Origin of the sequence: Bacillus toyonensis BCT-7112 (assembly GCF_000496285.1) — a bacterium.
Classification (GTDB): domain Bacteria; phylum Bacillota; class Bacilli; order Bacillales; family Bacillaceae_G; genus Bacillus_A; species Bacillus_A toyonensis.
The window spans coordinates 196,707-218,780 of record NC_022781.1 but is presented as its reverse complement, the minus strand read 5'-3'; the positions used below and the strand labels follow the sequence as shown (position 1 = coordinate 218,780).

Sequence of the window (22,074 nt, the reverse complement as noted above, 5' to 3'; positions counted from 1 at the left end):
CGTGAAAGAAAGAACGATACAACCTATAAATAGCGGATTGAACGGCAACATTACAATTCCAGGTGATAAGTCCATTTCACATCGTGCTGTTATGTTCGGCGCAATTGCAGAAGGAAAAACGACAATTAAAGGTTTCTTGCCCGGTGCAGACTGTTTAAGTACGATTTCGTGCTTTAAGGAAATGGGAGTAGAAATCACGCAAAATGGTGATGAAGTAACTGTAGTTGGAAAAGGAATTGAAGGCTTACAAGAACCGAAAGCTGTATTAGATGTTGGTAATTCTGGTACAACGATACGATTAATGTCAGGAATATTAGCAAATACACCATTTTTCTCTTGCGTACAAGGTGATGCGTCTATCGCAAAAAGACCGATGAAACGTGTTACAAATCCATTAAAACAAATGGGCGCAAAAATTGATGGCCGAGAAGAAGGAACGTTTACGCCGCTCACAATACGTGGCGGAGATTTAAAAGCAATTGAGTATATTTCTCCTGTTGCAAGTGCACAAGTAAAGTCAGCTATTTTACTTGCAGGTCTTCGGGCAGAAGGTGTAACAGCTGTTACAGAACCACATATTTCGCGTGATCACACGGAAAGAATGCTTGAAGCATTCGGTGTTAACGTAACTCGTGAGGGAAAAACAGTGAAACTTGCAGGTGGACAGAAGTTAACAGCGACAGACGTTCAAGTACCAGGTGACGTATCATCAGCAGCATTTTTCTTAGTAGCGGGAGCAATTATTCCAAATAGTAAACTAGTATTACAAAATGTAGGAATGAATCCAACTCGTACAGGTATTATTGATGTTTTAGAGACAATGGGTGCTACATTTACTGTAGAGCCGATTAACGAAGGGGCATCAGAACCAGCTGCAAACATTACGATTGAAACATCTTCATTAAAAGGAATTGAAATTGGTGGGGATATTATTCCAAGACTAATCGATGAAATTCCAGTTATCGCTTTAGCGGCAACACAAGCAGAAGGTATTACAGTTATTAAAGATGCACACGAGTTAAAAGTAAAAGAAACGAACCGTATTGATACAGTCGTTGCGGAGTTAACGAAACTAGGAGCTCGCATAGAAGCAACTGATGATGGCATGATTATATACGGAAAATCAGCTCTAAAAGGCAGTACAGTAAATAGTTACGGTGATCACCGCATCGGAATGATGCTTGCGATTGCTGGCTGTCTAGCAGAGGGAAAAACAACAATTGAAGATGCAGAAGCAGTAGGTGTATCATACCCTACATTCTTTGAAGAACTTCAAAAGTTAGCAAAATAAGGTGATGAGAAGCAGATACATTATGTATCTGCTTTTTTATGTTAGTTGTTGTAAAATCGCTATTTTTTGTTGAAACGTCTGTGTAATTTCACTTACAGAACTACAATAGTAAGAATTATGATACAATTCAATCAGGGAATGGAGGAGAATTATATGAATGTCATACAATTACAAGAAGATAAATTTAGAGAAGCATTACGTTTATCAGAATACGCTTTTCAATATAAAGTAAATGAGGAACAATTGCAGCAGCAAATCACTCGAATGAAAGAAAGTCATGAAATATACGGCATTATGGAAGGGGAAGACTTAGCAGCAAAACTACATCTTATTCCATTTCATATATACATAGGAAAAGAAACATTTAAAATGGGCGGCGTTGCAGGGGTAGCGACGTATCCTGAGTATAGAAGAAGTGGGTATGTAAAAGAGCTACTTCAGCATTCTCTTCAAACGATGAAAAAAGATGGATATACAGTATCGATGTTACATCCATTTTCTGTTTCATTTTACCGTAAATACGGCTGGGAACTTTGTGCGGATCTTCTCGTATGTCATATGACTAAGAGCGATTTAGTTATGAAAAAACAAGTAAATGGCACCGTGAAACGTTTCAATAAAGAAAATCATCCAGAAGAAGTCGAGAAGCTATATGAAACCTTTGCAGAACGTGTTTCAGGTATGTTAGTTCGAGAGAAGAACTGGTGGTTACAAGTAGTTTATGATGATTTAGCATTAGCGATTTACTATGATGAAAATAAAACGGCAGCTGGTTACATGTTATATAAAATAGAAAACTATAAAATGACAGTAGAAGAATTTGTACCACTGCATAATGAAGCACGAAATGGTCTGTGGAACTTTATTTGCCAGCATGATTCTATGATTAAAGAACTTGAAATGACAGTAAGTGAAAACGAACCGTTGTTATATACATTGCAAGAGCCACGCGTGAAGACAGAAGTGAAACCATATTTTATGGGCAGAATTGTAGATGTAGAGCAGTTCTTAAAACAATATGAATTTAACTGGAACGATGTACAGCAAGAAGTGATCTTACATATTACAGATTCATTTGCTCCGTGGAATAACGTAGTAGTGAGACTTGCAAATCATGAATTAACAATTGTAGAAGAAGCAACGGAAAAAGGAATCAAACTGGATATAAATGCACTATCGACAATAATGTTTGGATACAAACGTCCATTAGAACTAAACGAACTTGAATTAATTAGCGGAAGCGAAGAGGCAATGCGGTCATTTGAGAATTTAGTACCAGTGCGTAAGCCGTTTATTTATGATTTCTTTTAATTAATACACTGTGCAATGTGTCATTAAAAAAGTACTATAATGAAAAACAGTTATTATAGTACTTTTCTATTAATAGAATGAAAGCATTATTTTAGGAGGGGAAATAGAATGATTAGGCAAGCTGTAGGCGCAATCATATTCCAAAATAGTGAATTTTTATTGGTACATAAGGTAAAAATAAGCGATATAGAAGAAGAATACAATTTGTCAAAGGGGGAGTGGGATTTTCCTAAAGGCGGATTAAAACATACAGATAATGACTTAGAAAGTGCTATATTGAGAGAGCTTGAAGAAGAAACCGGTTCAAAAAAGTTTATAGTTATGAAACAAATGGAAGATAAAATTTGCTTTGAGTTTCCTGAAGAATTAAAAGTGAAAACTGGATTTGAAAAACAAGAAACAACTATGTTTTATGTAGAATATATAGGTGATAGAACAGATTTGAATCCAAAAGATAATGAAATAAGTCAAGTTCAATTTTTTAAAACACAAGATATATTGAGCATTTTAAGTCACGATGATACAAAGAATTTTTTTGAAGTGTTAATTCAAAAAATGCATTGAAATCTAAGTGAGTGTGTTATTTGAAAATGCTACATTTGCGTAGTCACACACTTGACTTTTAATCCATCTAATTTATAATTAAAAACGGAATGAATTTTCATTCCTGAAAATTGAGGTGAGAAAAATGGCTAAAAATAAACAAGAAGACATTTTTGAAGCAGCTATACAACTATTCGCAGAGCGTGGTTACGATGGTACGACAATTCCGATGATCGCTGAAAAAGCCAATGTCGGCGCTGGTACGATTTATCGCTATTTTGAAAATAAAGAGGCACTCGTTAACTCATTATTTTCAAAAAGTATGTTGCAACTATCTGAAATGATAAAAACAGATTTTCCTGTTGAAGCAAATATTCGTGAACAGTTTAGTCATACGTACAACCGTTTATTTGAATTTGCGAGAAACAATGTGGATGCTTTTCTTTTTACAAATTCTCACTGTGATAGTTATTTTCTTGATGAACAGAGTAAGAAAATATTTGACGATTTTATAGGCTTCTTTATGAATATTATAGAAGATGGAATCGCAAAAGGGTTTCTCCGTCCATTGCCTCCAGTTGCATTAATTATCATTGTATACCAACCGCTAGAAAAATTAACTAAAGTAATGGCAACGGGGCAATTAGAATACTCAAAAGAATTAGTAAAAGAATTGGAAGAAAGCTCTTGGAATGCTATTAGAATCATTTGATTCTATAGCTTTATAAGGACAGGAATGAACATTCATTCCGTTAAAGGTAATTTAATAGAGTTTTAAAAATAATTTAATAGAGTGATAGGAATGAATGTTCATTCCGAAATGATAGTTTTAAAAGGGTAGGAATGAATGTTCATTCCGAACTTAACATGAAACGCTAAAAACGGGAGATGATTCAAATGGGCAAGTTAAAAAGTTGGAGAAGTTTATCTTTTCTATTATGGATAGTTATTACTATTACAATGGTCGTAACGATGCCTAATATGGATAAACTAGTGAAGGAAAAAGGGAAAATTACAATCCCTAATACAGAACAAAGCAGTATTGCTGACAAGATGATCAAAGAAATGGATAAAGAAGGAGTTGAAAAATACGAAGTTATCGCCGTATTTAATAGTGACAATAAAACAGCTTTAACTACTGAGCAAAAAGAGGAAATAACAAAAACAATCAACGCTTTGCAAAATGAAAAAGAGCAATTAGGAATTAAGGAAGTTGTTTCACATTTAGATAATAAAGAATTGGAGAAACAATTAGTTTCTAAAGATAATACGACTATTTTAACGCAAATATCAATAGATAAAAAGCATGGTGAAATATCAAAAGTTGCAAATAATCTTCATAAAAAAGTGCAAACGAAAGGAGTAAAAACGTACTTAACAGGAAGTGACTTAATAGCGGGTGATTTTCTTACATCCTCTCAAGAGGGAGTGAAAAAGACTGAAGTTATTTCAATTATTTTCATTCTTATAGTATTAATCATTGTATTCCGTTCACCAATTGTTCCAATTGTTTCTCTTCTTACAGTTGGTATATCGTATTTAGTTTCAATGGGTATTATTGCTCATCTTGTAGATCAATTTAATTTTCCGTTTTCTAACTTTACGCAAGTGTTTGTAGTTGTCGTACTGTTTGGAGTAGGAACAGATTACAACATTTTATTATATACGAGGTTTAAAGAAGAATTAAGTAAACAAGAAAATGCATTTTTGGCCACGAAAGAAACATTTAAATCGGCAGGTAAAACCGTTTTATATAGCGGGATAGCGGTGCTAATTGGTTTTGCATCACTTGCTTTAGCGAGTTTTAAATTATATCAATCTACTTCAGCGGTAGCAATTGGTGTTTTAGTATTACTACTCGTAATAACCACTTTAAATCCATTTTTTATGGTGCTTTTAGGAAAAGGAATGTTTTATCCAGTTAAAACATTTAAAGGTCATGAGGATAGCCGTTTATGGGGATTCTTTGCTAAAAATTCAGTAGCAAGACCATTTGTTGCTTTAATCATCGTATTCGTGATATCGATTCCTTTCGTATTAAAATACTCTAATACACTGAATTACAATGATTTGTTTGAAGTGGATAATAAGTATGAATCAAAAATGGGTATTAATGTGATAGAAAAACATTTTCCACCAGGATTTTCTTCACCAAGTACGTTAGTGATTCAATCTAACAAAAAATTAGATGAAGGAACGTCTCTACAAACTTTAGATGAATTAACTGATAAAATTTCGAAAGTTAAAGGTGTTTCAGAAGTATATGCACCGACGCGTCCAACTGGTGATAAGATAAAAGAATTATATTTAAATAAACAAGCGGGAGAACTAAATACTGGTTTAGGCGATGCCAATGGTGGCATAAAGGAAATTAATGATGGCTTAACGGATGCGAAAGATAAAATGGGTAGTAATGACTCAAATAGTCTTGCAAATGTTCAAAAGTTAATTGATGGAACGAACGAAGCGAAAAATGGAGTATCAGCATTAGGAACAGCTTTAAATCAATTATCCATTGGCATAAACGAAGGTGCACAAGGAGCGCAGCAAATTGAGAGTGGGTTAACTTCAGTAAATGAAAATATAAATGTCCTATCGGGTGCAACGTCACAGCTTCATGCTGGTTATGCACAGTTAGAAAAGGGTTTAAGTTCTTACGATCAATACTTCGGAAGTATTTCTCAAGCGATTGACGGTGCGAAAAAAGGATATGAACAAATTGAAGTGTTAATGACTAATTTCATTCAAACGAAACCAGAAGTAGCAAATGATCCTAATGTACAGCAAACGATAGGAATTGCGAAGGAAGCTCAAAAGCAATTAAGTGGACTTTCAAAAGAATTAAATCAATTAGCAGTGCAACATAAAGCTGCGGTGAATTCATTTAAAGAAGCGAATCAATCATTACTGAAAGTAGATAACGGCATAAAGGAAATGAATAATGGCGTTACCAAGTTACAAAAAGGAGCTGCCGGACTAAAAACTGGATTAAACGAAGGAGCTACAGGTTCAAAACAAATTGCAAACAAATCATCTGAGCTACAATCCGGCTTAACAAAAATAAATGATGGGCAAGGGCAGCTTTTAACTGGATTGAAAGACCTGCAAGAAAAGATGGGGCAATTACAATCCGGCTTATCTAAAAGTACAGAAGGGCTTGGAAAAGTAAGTAACGGCCTAGGGGATGCTCAGAAATATTTAGGCGAGCTTAATGAGTCAAAAAGCTCTGAGAAATTTTATATTCCTAAAGAAGTGTTAGCGGGAGAAGATTTCCAAAAAGCATTGAATACGTACATGTCACATGATAGAAAGACTGCTAAAATGACAATCATTTTAGACGTAAATCCGTATTCAAAAGAAGCGATGCCAATCATTCAAGAAATTAATAAAACGATAGATGGTACGCTAAATGGTACTGAATTAAAAACGGCGAAAAAAGCGATCGGCGGGACAACAGCTAGAAATGTTGATTTAAAAGAAGTAACCGGGCAAGATTTCTTGCGTACAGCTACGATTATGTTGATTGGAATTGCGATTGTATTAATCGTAATTACACGCTCATTACTAAACACAATATTTATTATTGGCTCATTACTATTAGCGTACTTTGCATCACTTGGTATAAGCGAACAAATTAGTGCACATGTATTACATGTAGATTTATTAAGCTGGAATGTTCCATTCTTTAGCTTCATTATGATTGTCGCTTTAGGAGTGGATTATAGTATTTTCGTAATGATGCGCTATAACGAGATAGAAGGGGATTCGGTAACGAAAATTGTAACTGCATCTCGTCATATAGGAGGAGTTGTATTATCAGCGGCGCTAATTTTAGGCGGGACATTTGCCGCATTAATTCCATCAGGTGTATTGACACTTATACAAGTAGCATCAGTTGTTGGCGTTGCACTATTACTATTAGCTTTAATCGTGATACCGATATTGTTACCTGCTTTAATAGGATTAACGAGTAAATTGAAGAGTTATAAAGAGAAAATAATAAATACGAAATAAGAAAAAACTGTAGGGAATGTTTTCCCTACAGTTTTTTCTGTATATAAAAATTAAAAATAGGAAATTAATCCAATGTATTACAGAGTGAGAATCGATAAAAACTATCCGATTTCATTGTAGAAAGGTAATCAACCGTTGCTATTCATCCAGCTTCTACTATATAATAGCTATAGTCTACAATAATTGAGTCGTAATATGCGATTTTTTAAGACAATCGGTGAGAAAACGCTGAAATAAGCGGTATTAGTAGGAGGACACAAATGATTACAGTAAGTAACGTTAGTTTGCGTTTCGCGGATCGCAAATTGTTTGAAGATGTTAACATAAAATTCACGCCAGGTAATTGCTACGGTTTAATTGGAGCAAACGGTGCTGGTAAATCAACATTTCTAAAGATTTTATCTGGAGAAATCGAACCATCAACAGGTGACATACATATTACGCCAGGTGAGCGTCTAGCAGTATTAAAACAGAACCACTTCGAATATGAAGAGTTCCCAGTATTAGAAACAGTAATTATGGGTCACACGCAACTTTATAAAGTAATGCAAGAGAAAAATGCTATTTACATGAAAGAAGACTTTAGTGATGAAGATGGTATGCGTGCTGCTGAACTTGAAGGTGAGTTCGCTGAGCTTAACGGTTGGGAAGCTGAGTCAGAAGCTGCAATCTTACTAAAAGGACTTGGTATTGGTGAAGATCTTCATGATAAGAAATTGTCAGAATTAACTGGGGCAGAGAAAGTAAAAGTATTACTTGCTCAAGCTTTATTCGGTAAACCTGACATTCTATTACTAGATGAGCCTACCAACCACTTGGACTTAAAAGCGATTCAATGGTTAGAGAACTTCTTAATGAACTTTGAAAATACAGTAATCGTTGTATCCCATGACCGTCACTTCTTAAATAAAGTTTGTACGCACATGGCTGATCTTGATTTCGGTAAAATTCAACTTTATGTTGGTAACTATGACTTCTGGTATGAGTCAAGCCAATTAGCTTTAAAATTAACACAAGATGCTAATAAGAAAAAAGAAGAGAAAGTAAAAGAGTTACAAAACTTCATTGCACGCTTTAGCTCAAACGCATCTAAAGCGAAACAAGCCACTTCTCGTAAAAAATTATTAGATAAAATTACATTGGATGATATTAGACCATCATCACGTCGTTATCCATTCGTTGGTTTCACACCTGAGCGTGAAATAGGAAATGACTTATTAACTGTTGAAGGACTTTCTAAAACAATTGATGGCGAAAAAGTGTTAGATAATGTGTACTTCACTTTAAATAAAGGTGATAAAGTTGCATTTATCGGTCGTAACGATATTGCGATGACAACATTATTTAAAATCCTTATGGGTGAAATGGAGCCAGATAGCGGTTCATTCAAATGGGGTGTTACAACATCTCAATCGTATTTCCCAAGAGATAACTCTAAATACTTTGAGAACAGTGACTTCAACTTAGTTGATTGGTTACGCCAATTCTCTCCACAAGATGAGTCAGAGAGCTTCTTACGTGGTTTCTTAGGCCGTATGTTATTCTCAGGTGAAGAAGTTAAGAAGAACGTTTCTGTATTATCTGGAGGCGAAAAAGTTCGTTGTATGTTATCTAAAATGATGTTAAGTGGTGCGAACGTAATCACACTTGACGATCCGACGAACCATTTAGATCTTGAGTCTATCACTGCATTAAACAACGGTTTAATTGCATTCAAAGGTACAATGTTATTCACATCTCATGACCATCAGTTCGTACAAACAATTGCAAACCGCATTATCGAAGTAACACCAAACGGTGTAATCGATAAAGAGGCAACTTACGATGAGTACTTAGAAAATGAAGAACTTCAAAAACAAGTAGATGCAATGTATAAAGGTCAATAATATATGATGAAAACCCCTGCTCTTTGTTAGAGCGGGGGTTTTGTTGAAAAGAGATGAAGACTAAGGTATTAAATGAATAATTATTCAAATATAATATTAACGGTGGTAAGAAATTGTAATGTTATGATTGCATAGTTTTTTGGCACATAGATGAGATTTAATGTGTATAGGATTGAAGGAGTTAATTGTAACAGGAGAAGTGTAGTTTGAGTAATAAGGTCAAACTACACTTTTTTGTTATGTGAAAAATGTACCAAAAATGGAGATAGATTAGTTTGCGAAGTAGTGAATAAAGGTTTATAGTATGTGGAGTCATAAGTAGTGGATGGAACTTGGGAGAAAACAGGAAATGTTACAAATTAATTTTGTTAAATAGAAACCAAGGTCACAATGTTTAAAAAGAAATAGTTGAATAAATAAAAGCTTCAATTTATAATTACTAATATTCTTCATGTAGTTAAACAAATAAAATCTATTTGAAGAAGAAAATTAAATACAGAGACGGACTTATAAAAAATAAGCCTTGGATGATTAAAAGAGGTGGAGAGATGAAACAGTTTTTATTAAAGAGCAAAAGTGTGTTAAGTAATCATTTTGGATTCTTTCTGTTTGCCGTTATTTTATTATGGCTCAAAACATATACAGCCTATGTAATGGAATTTAATTTAGGAATTTCAAACACAATCCAAAAATTCTTGCTGTTTTTTAACCCGCTTAGTTCAGCAGTTCTATTTTTAGGACTTGCATTATTTGCAAAAGGGAAACGATCTTATATTTGGGTAATTATTATTAATTTGTTATTGTCGATACTTTTATACGCAAACGTAGTATATTATCGCTTTTTCAGTGATTTTATTACGTTCCCGACATTAACACAAACGAATAACTTTGGTGATTTAGGTGGTAGTATTTTCGCGTTACTACACTTATATGATCCACTATATTTCTTAGATACAATCATTTTAATTGTTTTAGTCGCAACAAAATTTGCAAACCCAAAACCTATTCGTGTTGCGAAACATAAACTATCACTAGTATTTGTAGCAGGTATTTTATTATTCAGTGTGAACCTAGGGCTTGCAGAATCTGATCGTCCTGAATTATTGACAAGAACATTTGACCGTAATTATATTGTGAAATATTTAGGGGCATACAACTATACGATTTATGATGGTATTCAAAGTGCGAAAGCATCAACAGAACGAGCGTTAGCTGATGGAGATAATATGACAGAAGTTAGAAATTATCTTGCATCAACATATGCAAGTCCAAATCCTGAATACTTCGGTAAAGGAAAAGGAATGAACGTAATTTATATTCATTTAGAGTCATTCCAAAACTTTTTAATCGATTATAAATTAAATGGGCAAGAAGTTACACCATTTCTAAATTCATTTACAAAAGATGCGAATACGTTATACTTTGATAACTTCTTCCATCAAACAGGACAAGGTAAAACATCTGATGCGGAGTTCATGTTAGAAAACTCAATGTACGGATTACCACAAGGATCTGTTTTTACAAATAAGGCTCATAACACGTATCAATCAGCACCAGCTATTTTAGGACAACAAGGATACACATCAGCGGTATTCCACGGTAACTATAAAACATTCTGGAACCGCGACGATATTTATAAATCATTTGGTTTTAACAAATTCTTTGATGCGTCATACTATGATATGAACGAAAAAGACGTAGTAAACTATGGCTTAAAAGATAAACCGTTCTTTAATGAATCAATTCCATTATTACAAACGTTAAAACAACCGTTCTATACGAAGTTCATTACGTTATCAAACCATTTCCCTTATCCTATTGATAAAGCGGAAGCAACAATTGAACCAGCGACTACAGGTGATTCATCAGTAGATACGTATTTCCAAACAGCACGATATTTAGATGAGTCTGTAAAAGGGTTCATTGATTACTTGAAACAATCTGGCTTATACGATAACTCGATTATCGTTATGTATGGTGACCATTACGGTATTTCAGATAACCATAATGCAGCAATGTCACAAGTAATGGGTAAAGAAATGAACTCATTTGAAAATGCACAGTTACAACGTGTACCATTAATAGTTCGTGTACCAGGAGTGAAAGGTGGCGTACAACATCAATATGGCGGTGAAATTGACGTTCTTCCTACGTTATTACATTTACTAGGTACAGATACGAAAAATTATGTTCAATTCGGTTCAGATTTATTATCACCAGATCATAAACAAGTTGTTCCATTCCGTAACGGTAATTATGTAAGCCCAACAGTTACGGCATTGAACGGAAAATATTATGATACAACAACTGGAAAACCTGTAGAATTAACAGATGAAATAAAACAAAATGAACAAATGGTTCAAAAATCACTAAAATACTCTGACCAAGTCGTAAATGGTGACTTATTACGATTCTACACACCAGAAGGCTTCACTCCAGTAGATCGTTCGAAGTATAACTATAACCATCGTGATAAAAATAAAACGAAGGTAAAAACGACTGAAGACGGGGAAGCTAAATAAATATGAAAAAGCGCTACTCATATGAGTAGCGCTTTTGTTTGTAACTATAATTACATTAACATTACATAGTACCATCTTTAGTTTTTTGTTTCATCTTTCCGAAGAATACCACACCGATGATGATAATAATGATGAATGCCCATTTTATGAAAGGATTACTTTCGAAAAATCCAGCGAACCATTTCTCATCTACAATCATTTTTGCAGCAGTATAAGCTAAAACAGCTGCTCCAATCGTAATGATGACAGGGAAACGGTCAACCCATTTTAAAATTAATGTACTGCCCCATACGACTACTGGAATAGACACTAATAATCCGATGATTACTAAAGAAAAATTACCATGCGCAGCTCCCGCAACAGCGAGTACATTATCAATTCCCATTAATGCATCCGCTATAATAATGGTTTTAATAGCAGACCAAAATCCTTCTTCAGCTTTAATATCATGATTTTTACCCTCAGCAATTAATTTGTAAGCAATCCATATGAGGAGTACACCACCAATTAGAAGTAATCCTGGTATTTTTAATAACCAAACGACAATTAAGGTAGCGAGGGCTCTAATAGCGATAGCCCCGACAGTTCCCCATATAATAACTTTCTTTTGTTGATCTTTCGGTAATCGCCTTGCTGCTAATCCAATTACGATGGCATTATCTCCAGCTAACACTAGATCAATTACAATAATGGCAAGCAAGGCTGACAAATATTCAGATGAAAGAAAATCCATATACATATCACTCCTTATGATTAATATGTACTTATAAGCTATTCAGTATTAAGAATTCTAACGATTATTTAAAAGCATAACTGTAAAATATAATCTCTTCAAATAGTAATCGAGGATTATAATTATAGTCGTAAGCACTCAAAAAGATGGCTTCGGTATAATTCCGGAGCCATCTTTTAAGTGCTTAATTTTTAACAATCATTTTATGTTTGAAGATTTACTTTCGTATCTTTTGATTACTACTTTTTTGGGCATGAAACTTACGATAATCAAAGCTATAAAAGATAAGACTAACATAAACACGTATGCATCACTTGAGCTGAAGATAGAAGATAATTTTGTTACTTGTGTAGCTGTTATATTTCCATTCCCACTAGATAACTGTGATATGTGTGAAGTAGATTGAATTGTATATACCGTGATGATAACTGCTGTCCCAATCGCACCTGCTAATTGGCGAATTGTATTATTTACTGCTGAACCATGTGAACCCAGTTCTATTGGCAAAGCGTTTAAGCCGGCTGTATTTAAAGGCATTGAAATGAAACTTAACCCAATTCGTAAAATAATGGTACGAACCATTAAATACATATAAGTTGTGGAGTCGGTCAAATCAATTACACCCCACATCGAAATAATGACACAGATTAAACCGGTAATAAAGAGTGGTTTCGCTCCATATTTATCAAACATTTTGCCTGTGATAGGTGATAAGAAGGCGTTAATGACAGCTCCAGGTAATAGAAGTAAACCTGATTCAAATGCAGTAAAACCTCGTCCGTTTTGTAAGTAAATGGGTAATAGAATTAAATCTGCATACATAATCATCGTAATGAGTACGTTAATGACTGAAGTAAGAGTGAAAACTTTATATTTAAATACTGATAAATTCAATAATGGATCATTAGACTTTATTTGACGTAAACAGAATAAAGCTGTAACGATGATACCGATAGTAATTGTTATAATAACAACGGGATGATTCCATCCTTTACTTCCTGCACTACTGAATCCGGATATAACACAACCAAAGCCAATTGTTGATAAAATGACACTTACGATATCTAATTTTGCTTTTGTTGTATTTGCAACATTCATTAAATATTTAATCGCGAGAATAATTACGATGAATATAAATGGAGCTAATCCAATAAATAGCCATCTCCATGATACATATTCAATAATAAAGCCAGATAAAGTTGGAGCGATAGCTGGCGCAAAAATTATAGCGAATCCGATGGTCCCCATAATACTTCCGCGTTTTTCACTAGGGTACAAATATAAAATAATAGTCATCATGAGTGGCATAATAATTCCTGCTCCAACTGCTTGAATCATTCTTCCTGTTAACAAAATGCTAAAATTCATGGCGCATGCACAGAGAACGGTCCCAATAAACAAAGAGAGCATTGAGCTAATAAATAGCTGCCTTGTTGTAAATCGTTTCATTAAAAATGCAGTAATTGGAACTAGAACACCATTTATGAGCATAAAGCCTGTTGATAGCCATTGCACTGTTGCAGCTGTTACATCAAATACCTTCATTAAATTACTCATTGCCACATTTAATAGCGTCTGATTTAAGGTTGATAAAAAACAGCCGGTAATGAGGACAACTAGTATAATTTTTTTATTTCTTTCTGATATTTCCTTTTGCATTGGTAATCTCCTTCATTGTTACCTTGATTTATCGACATTGTGTCGATAAAATTAATGGTAACAAAATACGTTTTCTCTGACCATGAACAGTTTTGTTGAAAATGTTCACTACTCGACAGAGAAGATATGTACTGTCGAGAAAGTAAAGAGAAAATCTATAAAGGAGTTTCAAAATGTCTACACTTAAAAAAGAGGACCCTCGTACAGTTCGTTCAAGAGAAATGTTTAAAAATGCTGTTTTTTCTCTTTTATGTGAGAATCCTACTATTTCAAGCTTAACGGTTCAGAAAATCGCAACAAAAGCAGGATTAAATCGAACAACATTTTACTTACATTATCAAGATATTCAAGATTTACTAGACCAAATCAATAGCGAGATTTTAAATGAGCTTTCTAATAAAATTGTTGATTTAATACATGCAAAAGATTTATCAGAAAAACAAAAGCTAACACAATTGCTAGATTATTTATATATCCACCGGAATTTTTTATTTATATTATTTAAAATGAATCAATTTGAAGAGCAATTATTTTTATTTTTAAAGCAATTAATAGAAACGAGAAGAGAGAATACGAAAAATAAATTACCTGATGATTATGTTGCAGTTGATATTAAAACAGCCTCTTTGGTAGGTATTATCATGTGGTGGATAAGGAATGGACTTCACTTTAGTTCAGATTATATAGCAAATCAAATATATTTAATGTATAAAGAATGATATGTTAGAATCAGTCATGTGTATTAATAAACGAAAATCATTATATTTAAGAATTGAAATTAACAGGAGATAGAAAAATAATTGTCTTGCAAGTAAAGGCTTATATATTTCAAATTTATAAAGTAAAAGTTTTATAGCAAGAAGGGGAGCAATTTATGGATTTTCAAAATGAAAAAGTAGCATTACATTTAGAGGTGGTGAGATACCAATTTAAAGATGCAAAAGAGGAGTGTGATAGAAATTGGCTTATAGTAAAAGCGAAACTGTCAGAAGGAAATAAAGTTTTTGAAACGATGGATCCTTTTCTACAAACTTTCGACTTACAGCATATGAAAAAATGGTTTCAATCATTACCGAATCCTACATATACCGAATTAGATTTCATAGAGCCTAATATAGCGTTTGAATTAATGGGGAAAAATGAAGGTGAGTTTCAAATTGTAGTCCGATTATCTCAGGAACTTACCCCTTCATGGTGTAAGGAAGAGGAGTACGAATTTTCTATAAGTATTACGCATGAGGACAGAGAAAAGATTATTCGTTTTATTGAAGAGCAACAAAGAAACTTTCCAAAACGTTAAAAAAAGACTTGATATCCTACTAGAGGGAATCAAGTCTTTTCATTACATACGATTATCATGCCAGAAGTTTAATGGGAAGTGTTCGTTCTCATTATAGGCTTCTAATTCATATCCTTTTTCTTTCAGTCCTTTTATAATTCCAGGTACTGCTTTAACTGATTGTGGGTGAATATCGTGCATAAGGATAACTTCTGTTGGATTTGTAGCACCATGTAGAACGTTTTCTACAATTTTAGCTGATGCAGCATCAACTTGCATTTTGTTGTATCTCCAGTCTAAAGAATCAATTGTCCAATCCCAAACTTTCAACCCGTTTTCCACCACTTTGTTGCGAAGTGCTTCGTTTAATCCTGGCATTGAGCCGTATGATGGACGAGTTAATACGGGTGATTTGCCTAGAACGCCAGCGATTAAGCCTTGATCTTCTTTCATTTCATCTACGTAATGTCCTTCTGTGTATAGTTTCTTATAGTTATGAGTCATACTGTGCATCCCAACATAGTGGCCTTCAGCATCTTCACGTTTCACAAGATCAGGGAAAGCTTTCACGTTTGAACCAATTAGGAAGAATGTTGCTTTTGCATTTTCTTTCTTTAACATATCTAAAAGCTCAGCTGTGTATTTTCCAGGACCGTCATCAAATGTTAAGTAAGCGACTTTTCTAACTTGCCCATTATAGTGTTTTGGAGCTTCTTTCGGTGCAAGAGATGTTTGAATTTCACTTACAAATTGAACAGACTTTGCTTCATCTTCTGTACTTGCTAGAGCAGTATGTACCGATCCTAAAGCGGCCTCATATGTAAATAATACCCCAGCGCAAATCAACATAGCCCTTTTTACTAAAGTTGTCATTCGAATTCCATTGTGCATAATTTTCCTTCTCTCTATAAAAGTTCTACTCTACTATATTAGCAATTATAGGTAGGGAAATGCAAAAAAACTTTTTTACAACTGTAAAAAAGTTTGGTCAAAAATATGCAAGATTTTGTATCAACTGCATTCTTGAAAAATTGGAAGGTTTTAAACTTTATTATGAAAATCTTCAAGCATCAAATTTAATTCTTCTAATAATGATGCGGATGCTTTTTTTGGTGAACCTGTATCAAAAGGAGGCTGTGGGTCGTATTCTAACATGAGCTGAACTGCTTTACTCTTTTCATCTCCGAATTCCCAAGCCATCAACTGGAGAGCCATATCAATACCTGCAGATACACCAGCTGCTGTTATGATTTTTTCATGGCGAACGACTCTCTCTTCAGTTGGAATAGCCCCGAGAGAACGAAGCAAGTCAAAAGAGCTCCAATGACTAGTGGCTTTAACACCATTTAGTAGGCCAGTAGCACCTAAGATTAAAGAACCTGTACATACAGTTGTAGTCCATTTAGTAGTTTCATGTATTTGGAGAATCCAATTGAGAGTTTCTTCGTCCTCCATAAGTTGTTTAAAGTTAGGCGGGCGACATCCAGGAATAATAAGGATATCAGCTGAATTAACTTCAGTAAAATTATAATCGGCATGTAAATAGCCCATTTTTGAATCTAATTTAATTAAGCCCGTAGTTTTAGCAACAAACTTTATGTTGTTATTGCTTTCTGCTGCAAATACTTCGTACGGACCAATAGCATCTAATGCAGTAATCCCTTCATAGAGCATAATAACGATTTCCATTATAATCTCCCCTTAAGTTATTACAAATGTAATCTAGTAACGATTAAAAAAGAATTTATTCAATATTCTTTTTTATCGTTACTTTAAATATACTATACCCCAGATGTGTATTAGTTTATACTACTGTGTCAAACTTGTGACAAAAACTATGAATAGGTTCATTTATTTCGTATAGAGTTACTCTTTCATGTAATGATTGAAAAATTTAACTTCCCAGAAAGAAGAAATATAAAATATAGTACTTAGACTAAATTCTTAAATAGAAGGGGAATAATCGTACTTTCGTATGACTTCATTTTAGTCACAATTATTGATTTAATTATTTTCGTTTTTTATTAAAATATTGGTAAAGAATCAATTACATTTAAAAAGGGAGTGGGAATATGGTTCATTATATTTGCACGACATGTGGAGTTCAGTATCCCGAAAATAAAGAGGCACCTTCGCGTTGTAAAATTTGTAATGAGGAAAGGCAATATATGAATCCAATGGGGCAGTCATGGACAACATTAGAAACAATGCAACATAGCAATTTATACAAAAATGAAATAATAAAAGAAGAAACTGGTTTGTATAGCATTACTACTAAACCTAAGTTTGCAATTGGACAAACAGCATTTTTAATACAAAGTAAAACTCTAAATGTTTTGTGGGATTGTATTAGTTATTTAGATGATAAAACGATACAACGTATATATGATTTAGGTGGTATTCAAGCAATAGCACTTTCTCATCCACATTATTACTCTACACAAGTAAAATGGGCGGAAACATTTCATATACCTATCTATATTCATGAAGATGATAAAGAATGGGTGGTCCGCCCGAGTAAGCAAATTAAATTTTGGTCTGGGGAACATTTGATATTATCGGAAGAACTTACATTGCATCGGTTAGGTGGCCATTTTAAAGGTGGAACTGTTATGCACTGGAAAGACGGTAATGAGGGGAAAGGTATTTTGTTATCAGGTGATATTATACAAGTAGTTTCGGATCGAAAATGGGTAAGTTTTATGTATAGTTATCCCAATCTTATCCCATTACCAGCGAATAAAGTTAGAAAAATGGCAGAGAAAGTAAAAGGAATCCAATTTAGTCGACTGTATAATGCGTTTCATGGTGTTGTGATGGAAGATGCGAATAGGGCTGTACAAAGATCTGCTGATCGATATATAAAGGCCCTACAAGGAGAATTATTTCATACGTAATAATATATATGGAAGAAATCGTTATTTTATCTCCATATTTGTATAACTAAGTTTATATGAATTTTATACTAAAGTCCTACTATGTATGAACGAATAGGTCTTTCAACTTAAGCAGTTCTCACACTAATGAGGGATATTAAACTAAATATATGTAACTTATAATGGCTACTATAAAGCTTTGGAAAATGAAAAGGAGGAGATTTGCATGAAGAATTGGGTTCAATTTAGAATTGCAAGACCAACAGATAAATTTGAAGAAGTTATAAGTTTTTACGAAACAGGATTAGGGTTAAAACGTATAGGGGAATTTCACAATCATGAAGGATATGACGGGGTTATGTTTGGATTACCGGGTGAAGAGTACCATTTGGAGTTTACTACGCATGTAAATGGAAGCCCATGCCCAGCACCGACAAAAGATAATTTACTAGTTTTTTATATGCCGAATAAAGATGAAATTGAAATAATCGCGAATCGGTTAAGTGAAATGGGCTACCATGAGGTGGAACCGGAAAATCCGTATTGGATAGAGAAAGGTACTACAATAGAGGATCCAGATGGCTGGAGAATTGTGCTTATGAATGCATTTGAATAAAGAAGTTCTTTTCGTATGTAATAGAGTGCAACAAAATGATTTAGACAAAAATCCCTACAACGTTTGTAGGGATTTTTTATAGGAAAATATAGTTAATAGCGTAATTGAAATATAGAAAGTATTTTGACTAAGAACAAATGTTATAAATATGATGTATGACGGAGGTATAAAAGTATGATAGTAAACCATTTTGAAGAGTTTTCTAAAAATGTTGGAAATACCCCTCTCATTAAATTAGAATGCGAAGAAACGAAGAATCTTTCAATCTATGCTAAATGTGAATGGCACAACCCTACAGGATCGATTAAGGATAGAGCAGCACTTGGAATGATCAATAAATATTTACAAGAAGCGAACAAAAAACAACATATTTTAGAGTATAGTGGTGGAAGCTTAGCGAGGTCAATTGGCTATCTTTGTTATTATTTAGGGATTGAATGCACGTTAGTGTTAAGTTCTGCAACTGGTCAATCTCTATTAAATGAACTCGAATATTATGGTGCTAACGTAATCTTAGTTGATAAATGTAAGGGATTTTACGCTGTAATTGAGAAGACAATAGAGATTAGCAAACAAAAACAAGAGTTATACTTTTTGTTCCAACATTATAATAATGCAAATTTATTAAGTCATATAGAAGGAACAGGCCGAGAAATTATTGCACAAATGAACGGAAAACCAATACACGCATGGGTAGCATCCGCTGGTACTGGTGGAACTCTAATTGGGGTCTATAAAGCAGTAAAGAAGTATACAAAAAATGTTGAGCTACATTTAGTAATGCCTGCCGAATTACCATATGGATCTGAACAACCGCCAAATGCTTTAAAGAAATATGCAGGATCAGGTGGATTCGGTCTAGGACGGAAACAACATTTCATAGAAAAGGAAGACAATTTGATAGAAAAGCAATGGACTTATTCATATGAAGAAACCTTGTATGAAATGGCCCGTTTTTATAAGGCTACTGGTATGAAAATAGGAACGTCTGCGGCAGCAAACTTATTAGCTGCAAAACAATTAGGAAAAGAAAAAGGTGCGAATTTTAATGTAGTTACCGTTTTTCCGGATGCAGGTTCTATAGAAGAGTGGTCAGATGTAAAGAGTTTAGCCAAAATATAGCGGAGATAAATTATTGAGAGAACGAACCAAAGGTGGTTCCTTCGTTTATTTCTTATTTTATGGAAATTTGATACCATGAAAAACCTGCATGTTTACAATGTGTAGGTTTTTCATGGTGTGATTGCGTAGTATATTTAAAATTTCACATACCGTATTTTAAAAATAAATATAGGAAAATCAAAAAATAATGTAGAATATATCGTACATACCTATATGAAGTCAACAGAAAACATAAAAGAGGTGGACAAATGCTACTTGAAGAGGTCATGCAGCAACTAGAGAAATATGGAACGGAACAAAATCGAAAAACGTATAAAAATCATGGGGCGAAAGAGCCGCTATTCGGAGTCAGTTTTGCAAATTTAAAATTATTAAAAAAGAAGATAAAAAAAGATCATGATTTAGCAATTTCATTATGGGAAACAAAAAATATGGATGCAATGACTTTAGCAACGTATATTTTAGAACCGAAGAATGTAACATCAGAACAGCTGAATAGTTGGATTAGGGATGTTGATTATTATTGTTTAATGGACGTTCTTATGACAGCTATATGTACGTCGCCAATCGCAATAGAAAGAATGGACGAATGGACGAAATCTGATGATGAATGGATCGGGAGAGCAGGTTGGTCATTATTAGCGAATATCGCAATAAAAAATAAAAAGTTAGACGATAACTTCTTCATGCCGTATTTAGAAGAGATTAAAGTTCATATACATAATGAAAAAAATAGAAAAAGAGAAGCAATGAATAGCGCTTTAATTGCGATAGGGATTCGAAATGAAGCTTTAGAGCAACAAGCAATTGAAATTGCTCGTGAAATTGGAAAAGTAAAAATTGATCACGGTGCAACGTCATGTAAAACACCAGATGCAGAACCGTATATAAAAAAGGCTCGAGAAAGAGCAGAAAAAAGAAAGTAAAATAAGCGAAGGAGAAAAGAAAATGAAACCAATTGAAGCGGCACAAAGCATAATTACATCACAATTTCCGAATTGTGATGTAGCTTTACTGGGAGGAAGCGTTGTACGAGGAGAAGCGACAAAAACATCTGACCTTGATATTGTTATAGTCGATCAAAGTTTGTCATCTTGTTATAGAGAATCCTTCTATAGTAATGGATGGCCCGTTGAAGTATTTGTACATAATTTTGTAACGTATAAAACCTTTTTTTAAATGGATTGTGATCGCGGGCGACCTTCTCTACCTCAATTAGTTTCAGAAGGAATTGTATTAAAAGGGGAAAGTGAAATTGTTGAGAAATTAAAAAAAGAAGCGAACGATTTACTAATTAAAGGACCAGATAAATGGACCGAAGAAACGATGAAACAGAAGCGCTATTTTATTTCGGATACTTTGGATGACTTCATTGGTGCATCAAAAAGAGAAGAAGAACTATTCATTGCTAATTTATTAGCGGAATTAATACATGAATATGTATTAAGAGTAAATGGCCAATGGCTTGGAAATTCAAAATGGTTTATTAGAGTTTTAAGAAGATATGATGACCATTATGCAGAACAATTTGTAGCGGCTTTTGATCATTTTTATAAAAACGGTGATAAAAATGTATTAATTAATTTTACAGAAAAGACGTTAGAACTATACGGAGGAAGAGTGTTCGAAGGATTTTCTATTGGCAAATAAAAAGGGGATAGTAAAATGAAAATACCATTCGTTCAATTAAGGGAATTGACACTAGAGGATGTAGAAGATCGATATCAATGGTCATTAGATACAGAAGTGACAAAACACTTAGTCGTACCAGATCAATATCCTCCGTTCACTCGTGAAGATACGAGAAAATGGATTGAAGCATGCATAAGTCGAAAGAATGGTTATGAACAAAGGGCTATCGTTACAGAAAACAATATACACATTGGCTGGGTAGACCTTAAAAATTTTGACAAAACAAATAAAAATGCGGAACTAGGAATTACGATTGGGGATAAAGAGTATTGGGGAACAGGGTATGGAATAGCATCTCTATATAGTATATTACAACTGGGATTCTTTGATTTCGAATTGGAGAAAGTTTGGCTACGTGTAGATGAGGATAATTTACAAGCTAGAAAGAGTTATGAAAAGGCTGGCTTTGTTTGTGAAGGACTAATGAGAAATGATCGGTTACGTCAAAAGAAGTTCATTCATCGCTATCGTTATAGTATGTTAAAAGAAGAATATCAATCTATAATTAGTGGTTTATAAAAATATTATGT

At 33.8% G+C, this 22,074-nt stretch carries 18 protein-coding genes and 1 pseudogene; 15 read left to right on the top strand and 4 right to left on the bottom strand.

The features are described from left to right. The first annotated feature begins 1 nt into the window (after position 1). From aroA to ltaS, 7 genes are all read left to right on the top strand, one after another. Positions 2–1,291, top strand: a complete 1,290-nt coding sequence (gene aroA / locus BTOYO_RS01170; protein ID WP_000664599.1) for a 3-phosphoshikimate 1-carboxyvinyltransferase — start codon at positions 2–4, stop codon at positions 1,289–1,291. Between the two features lie 153 nt (positions 1,292–1,444). Then, positions 1,445–2,602 (top strand): GNAT family N-acetyltransferase, encoded by a 1,158-nt coding sequence (locus BTOYO_RS01165; RefSeq protein WP_001100936.1) that lies wholly within the window; start codon positions 1,445–1,447, stop codon positions 2,600–2,602. A gap of 108 nt (positions 2,603–2,710) precedes the next feature. Beyond that, entirely contained in the window at positions 2,711–3,166 is a 456-nt protein-coding gene (locus tag BTOYO_RS01160) for an NUDIX domain-containing protein (protein WP_016513997.1), read from the top strand. 124 nt (positions 3,167–3,290) lie between these two features. Further along, the gene (locus BTOYO_RS01155) at positions 3,291–3,857 is read left to right on the top strand and encodes a TetR/AcrR family transcriptional regulator (protein WP_001107311.1); all 567 of its coding nucleotides are present in this window, start codon (positions 3,291–3,293) and stop codon (positions 3,855–3,857) included. Between the two features lie 185 nt (positions 3,858–4,042). Next, positions 4,043–7,159 (top strand): MMPL family transporter, encoded by a 3,117-nt coding sequence (locus BTOYO_RS01150; RefSeq protein ID WP_000517245.1) that lies wholly within the window; start codon positions 4,043–4,045, stop codon positions 7,157–7,159. A 260-nt stretch (positions 7,160–7,419) separates the two neighbouring features. After that, positions 7,420–9,045 (top strand): ABC-F family ATP-binding cassette domain-containing protein, encoded by a 1,626-nt coding sequence (locus BTOYO_RS01145; protein WP_000633859.1) that lies wholly within the window; start codon positions 7,420–7,422, stop codon positions 9,043–9,045. Between the two features lie 548 nt (positions 9,046–9,593). Next, positions 9,594–11,567: a lipoteichoic acid synthase gene (ltaS, locus tag BTOYO_RS01140; RefSeq protein ID WP_000808782.1), complete on the top strand. Its 1,974-nt coding sequence runs from the start codon at positions 9,594–9,596 to the stop codon at positions 11,565–11,567. Positions 11,568–11,628: 61 nt separating this feature from the next. Here ltaS and BTOYO_RS01135 read toward each other — a convergent pair whose 3' ends face one another. Then, the gene (locus tag BTOYO_RS01135) at positions 11,629–12,300 is read right to left on the bottom strand and encodes a TerC family protein (RefSeq protein ID WP_000346960.1); all 672 of its coding nucleotides are present in this window, start codon (positions 12,298–12,300) and stop codon (positions 11,629–11,631) included. Positions 12,301–12,498: 198 nt separating this feature from the next. After that, positions 12,499–13,959 (bottom strand): DHA2 family efflux MFS transporter permease subunit, encoded by a 1,461-nt coding sequence (locus tag BTOYO_RS01130; RefSeq protein WP_001168362.1) that lies wholly within the window; start codon positions 13,957–13,959, stop codon positions 12,499–12,501. A 173-nt stretch (positions 13,960–14,132) separates the two neighbouring features. Here BTOYO_RS01130 and BTOYO_RS01125 point away from each other — a divergent pair, with 173 nt between their 5' ends. Together BTOYO_RS01125 and BTOYO_RS01120 are read left to right on the top strand one after the other, a co-directional pair. Continuing rightward, positions 14,133–14,678 (top strand): TetR/AcrR family transcriptional regulator, encoded by a 546-nt coding sequence (locus tag BTOYO_RS01125; RefSeq protein ID WP_000105642.1) that lies wholly within the window; start codon positions 14,133–14,135, stop codon positions 14,676–14,678. A gap of 155 nt (positions 14,679–14,833) precedes the next feature. Beyond that, on the top strand, positions 14,834–15,259 hold the full coding sequence (locus BTOYO_RS01120) for a WapI family immunity protein (protein ID WP_000347502.1): 426 nt from the start codon (positions 14,834–14,836) through the stop codon (positions 15,257–15,259). A 42-nt stretch (positions 15,260–15,301) separates the two neighbouring features. On the opposite strand, the gene BTOYO_RS01115 is transcribed toward BTOYO_RS01120, so the two are convergent. Together BTOYO_RS01115 and BTOYO_RS01110 are read right to left on the bottom strand one after the other, a co-directional pair. Beyond that, positions 15,302–16,129 (bottom strand): peptidoglycan-N-acetylglucosamine deacetylase, encoded by an 828-nt coding sequence (locus BTOYO_RS01115; RefSeq protein ID WP_000551438.1) that lies wholly within the window; start codon positions 16,127–16,129, stop codon positions 15,302–15,304. A gap of 150 nt (positions 16,130–16,279) precedes the next feature. Then, positions 16,280–16,927, bottom strand: coding sequence for a DJ-1/PfpI family protein (locus tag BTOYO_RS01110; protein ID WP_000407027.1), 648 nt, complete (start codon positions 16,925–16,927; stop codon positions 16,280–16,282). Between the two features lie 383 nt (positions 16,928–17,310). Here BTOYO_RS01110 and BTOYO_RS01105 point away from each other — a divergent pair, with 383 nt between their 5' ends. From BTOYO_RS01105 to BTOYO_RS01080, 6 genes and pseudogenes are all read left to right on the top strand, one after another. Continuing rightward, positions 17,311–18,135, top strand: a complete 825-nt coding sequence (locus BTOYO_RS01105; protein ID WP_000233816.1) for an MBL fold metallo-hydrolase — start codon at positions 17,311–17,313, stop codon at positions 18,133–18,135. A gap of 205 nt (positions 18,136–18,340) precedes the next feature. Beyond that, positions 18,341–18,730, top strand: a complete 390-nt coding sequence (locus BTOYO_RS01100; RefSeq protein ID WP_000800673.1) for a VOC family protein — start codon at positions 18,341–18,343, stop codon at positions 18,728–18,730. A 174-nt stretch (positions 18,731–18,904) separates the two neighbouring features. After that, positions 18,905–19,852, top strand: coding sequence for a PLP-dependent cysteine synthase family protein (locus BTOYO_RS01095; protein ID WP_000636772.1), 948 nt, complete (start codon positions 18,905–18,907; stop codon positions 19,850–19,852). A gap of 248 nt (positions 19,853–20,100) precedes the next feature. After that, positions 20,101–20,778 (top strand): DNA alkylation repair protein, encoded by a 678-nt coding sequence (locus tag BTOYO_RS01090; RefSeq protein ID WP_000923467.1) that lies wholly within the window; start codon positions 20,101–20,103, stop codon positions 20,776–20,778. Positions 20,779–20,800: 22 nt separating this feature from the next. Continuing rightward, positions 20,801–21,502: pseudogene (locus BTOYO_RS01085) on the top strand (nucleotidyltransferase domain-containing protein). Positions 21,503–21,517: 15 nt separating this feature from the next. Beyond that, positions 21,518–22,063, top strand: a complete 546-nt coding sequence (locus BTOYO_RS01080) for a GNAT family N-acetyltransferase (protein ID WP_000701132.1) — start codon at positions 21,518–21,520, stop codon at positions 22,061–22,063. The last annotated feature ends 11 nt before the right edge of the window (positions 22,064–22,074 follow it).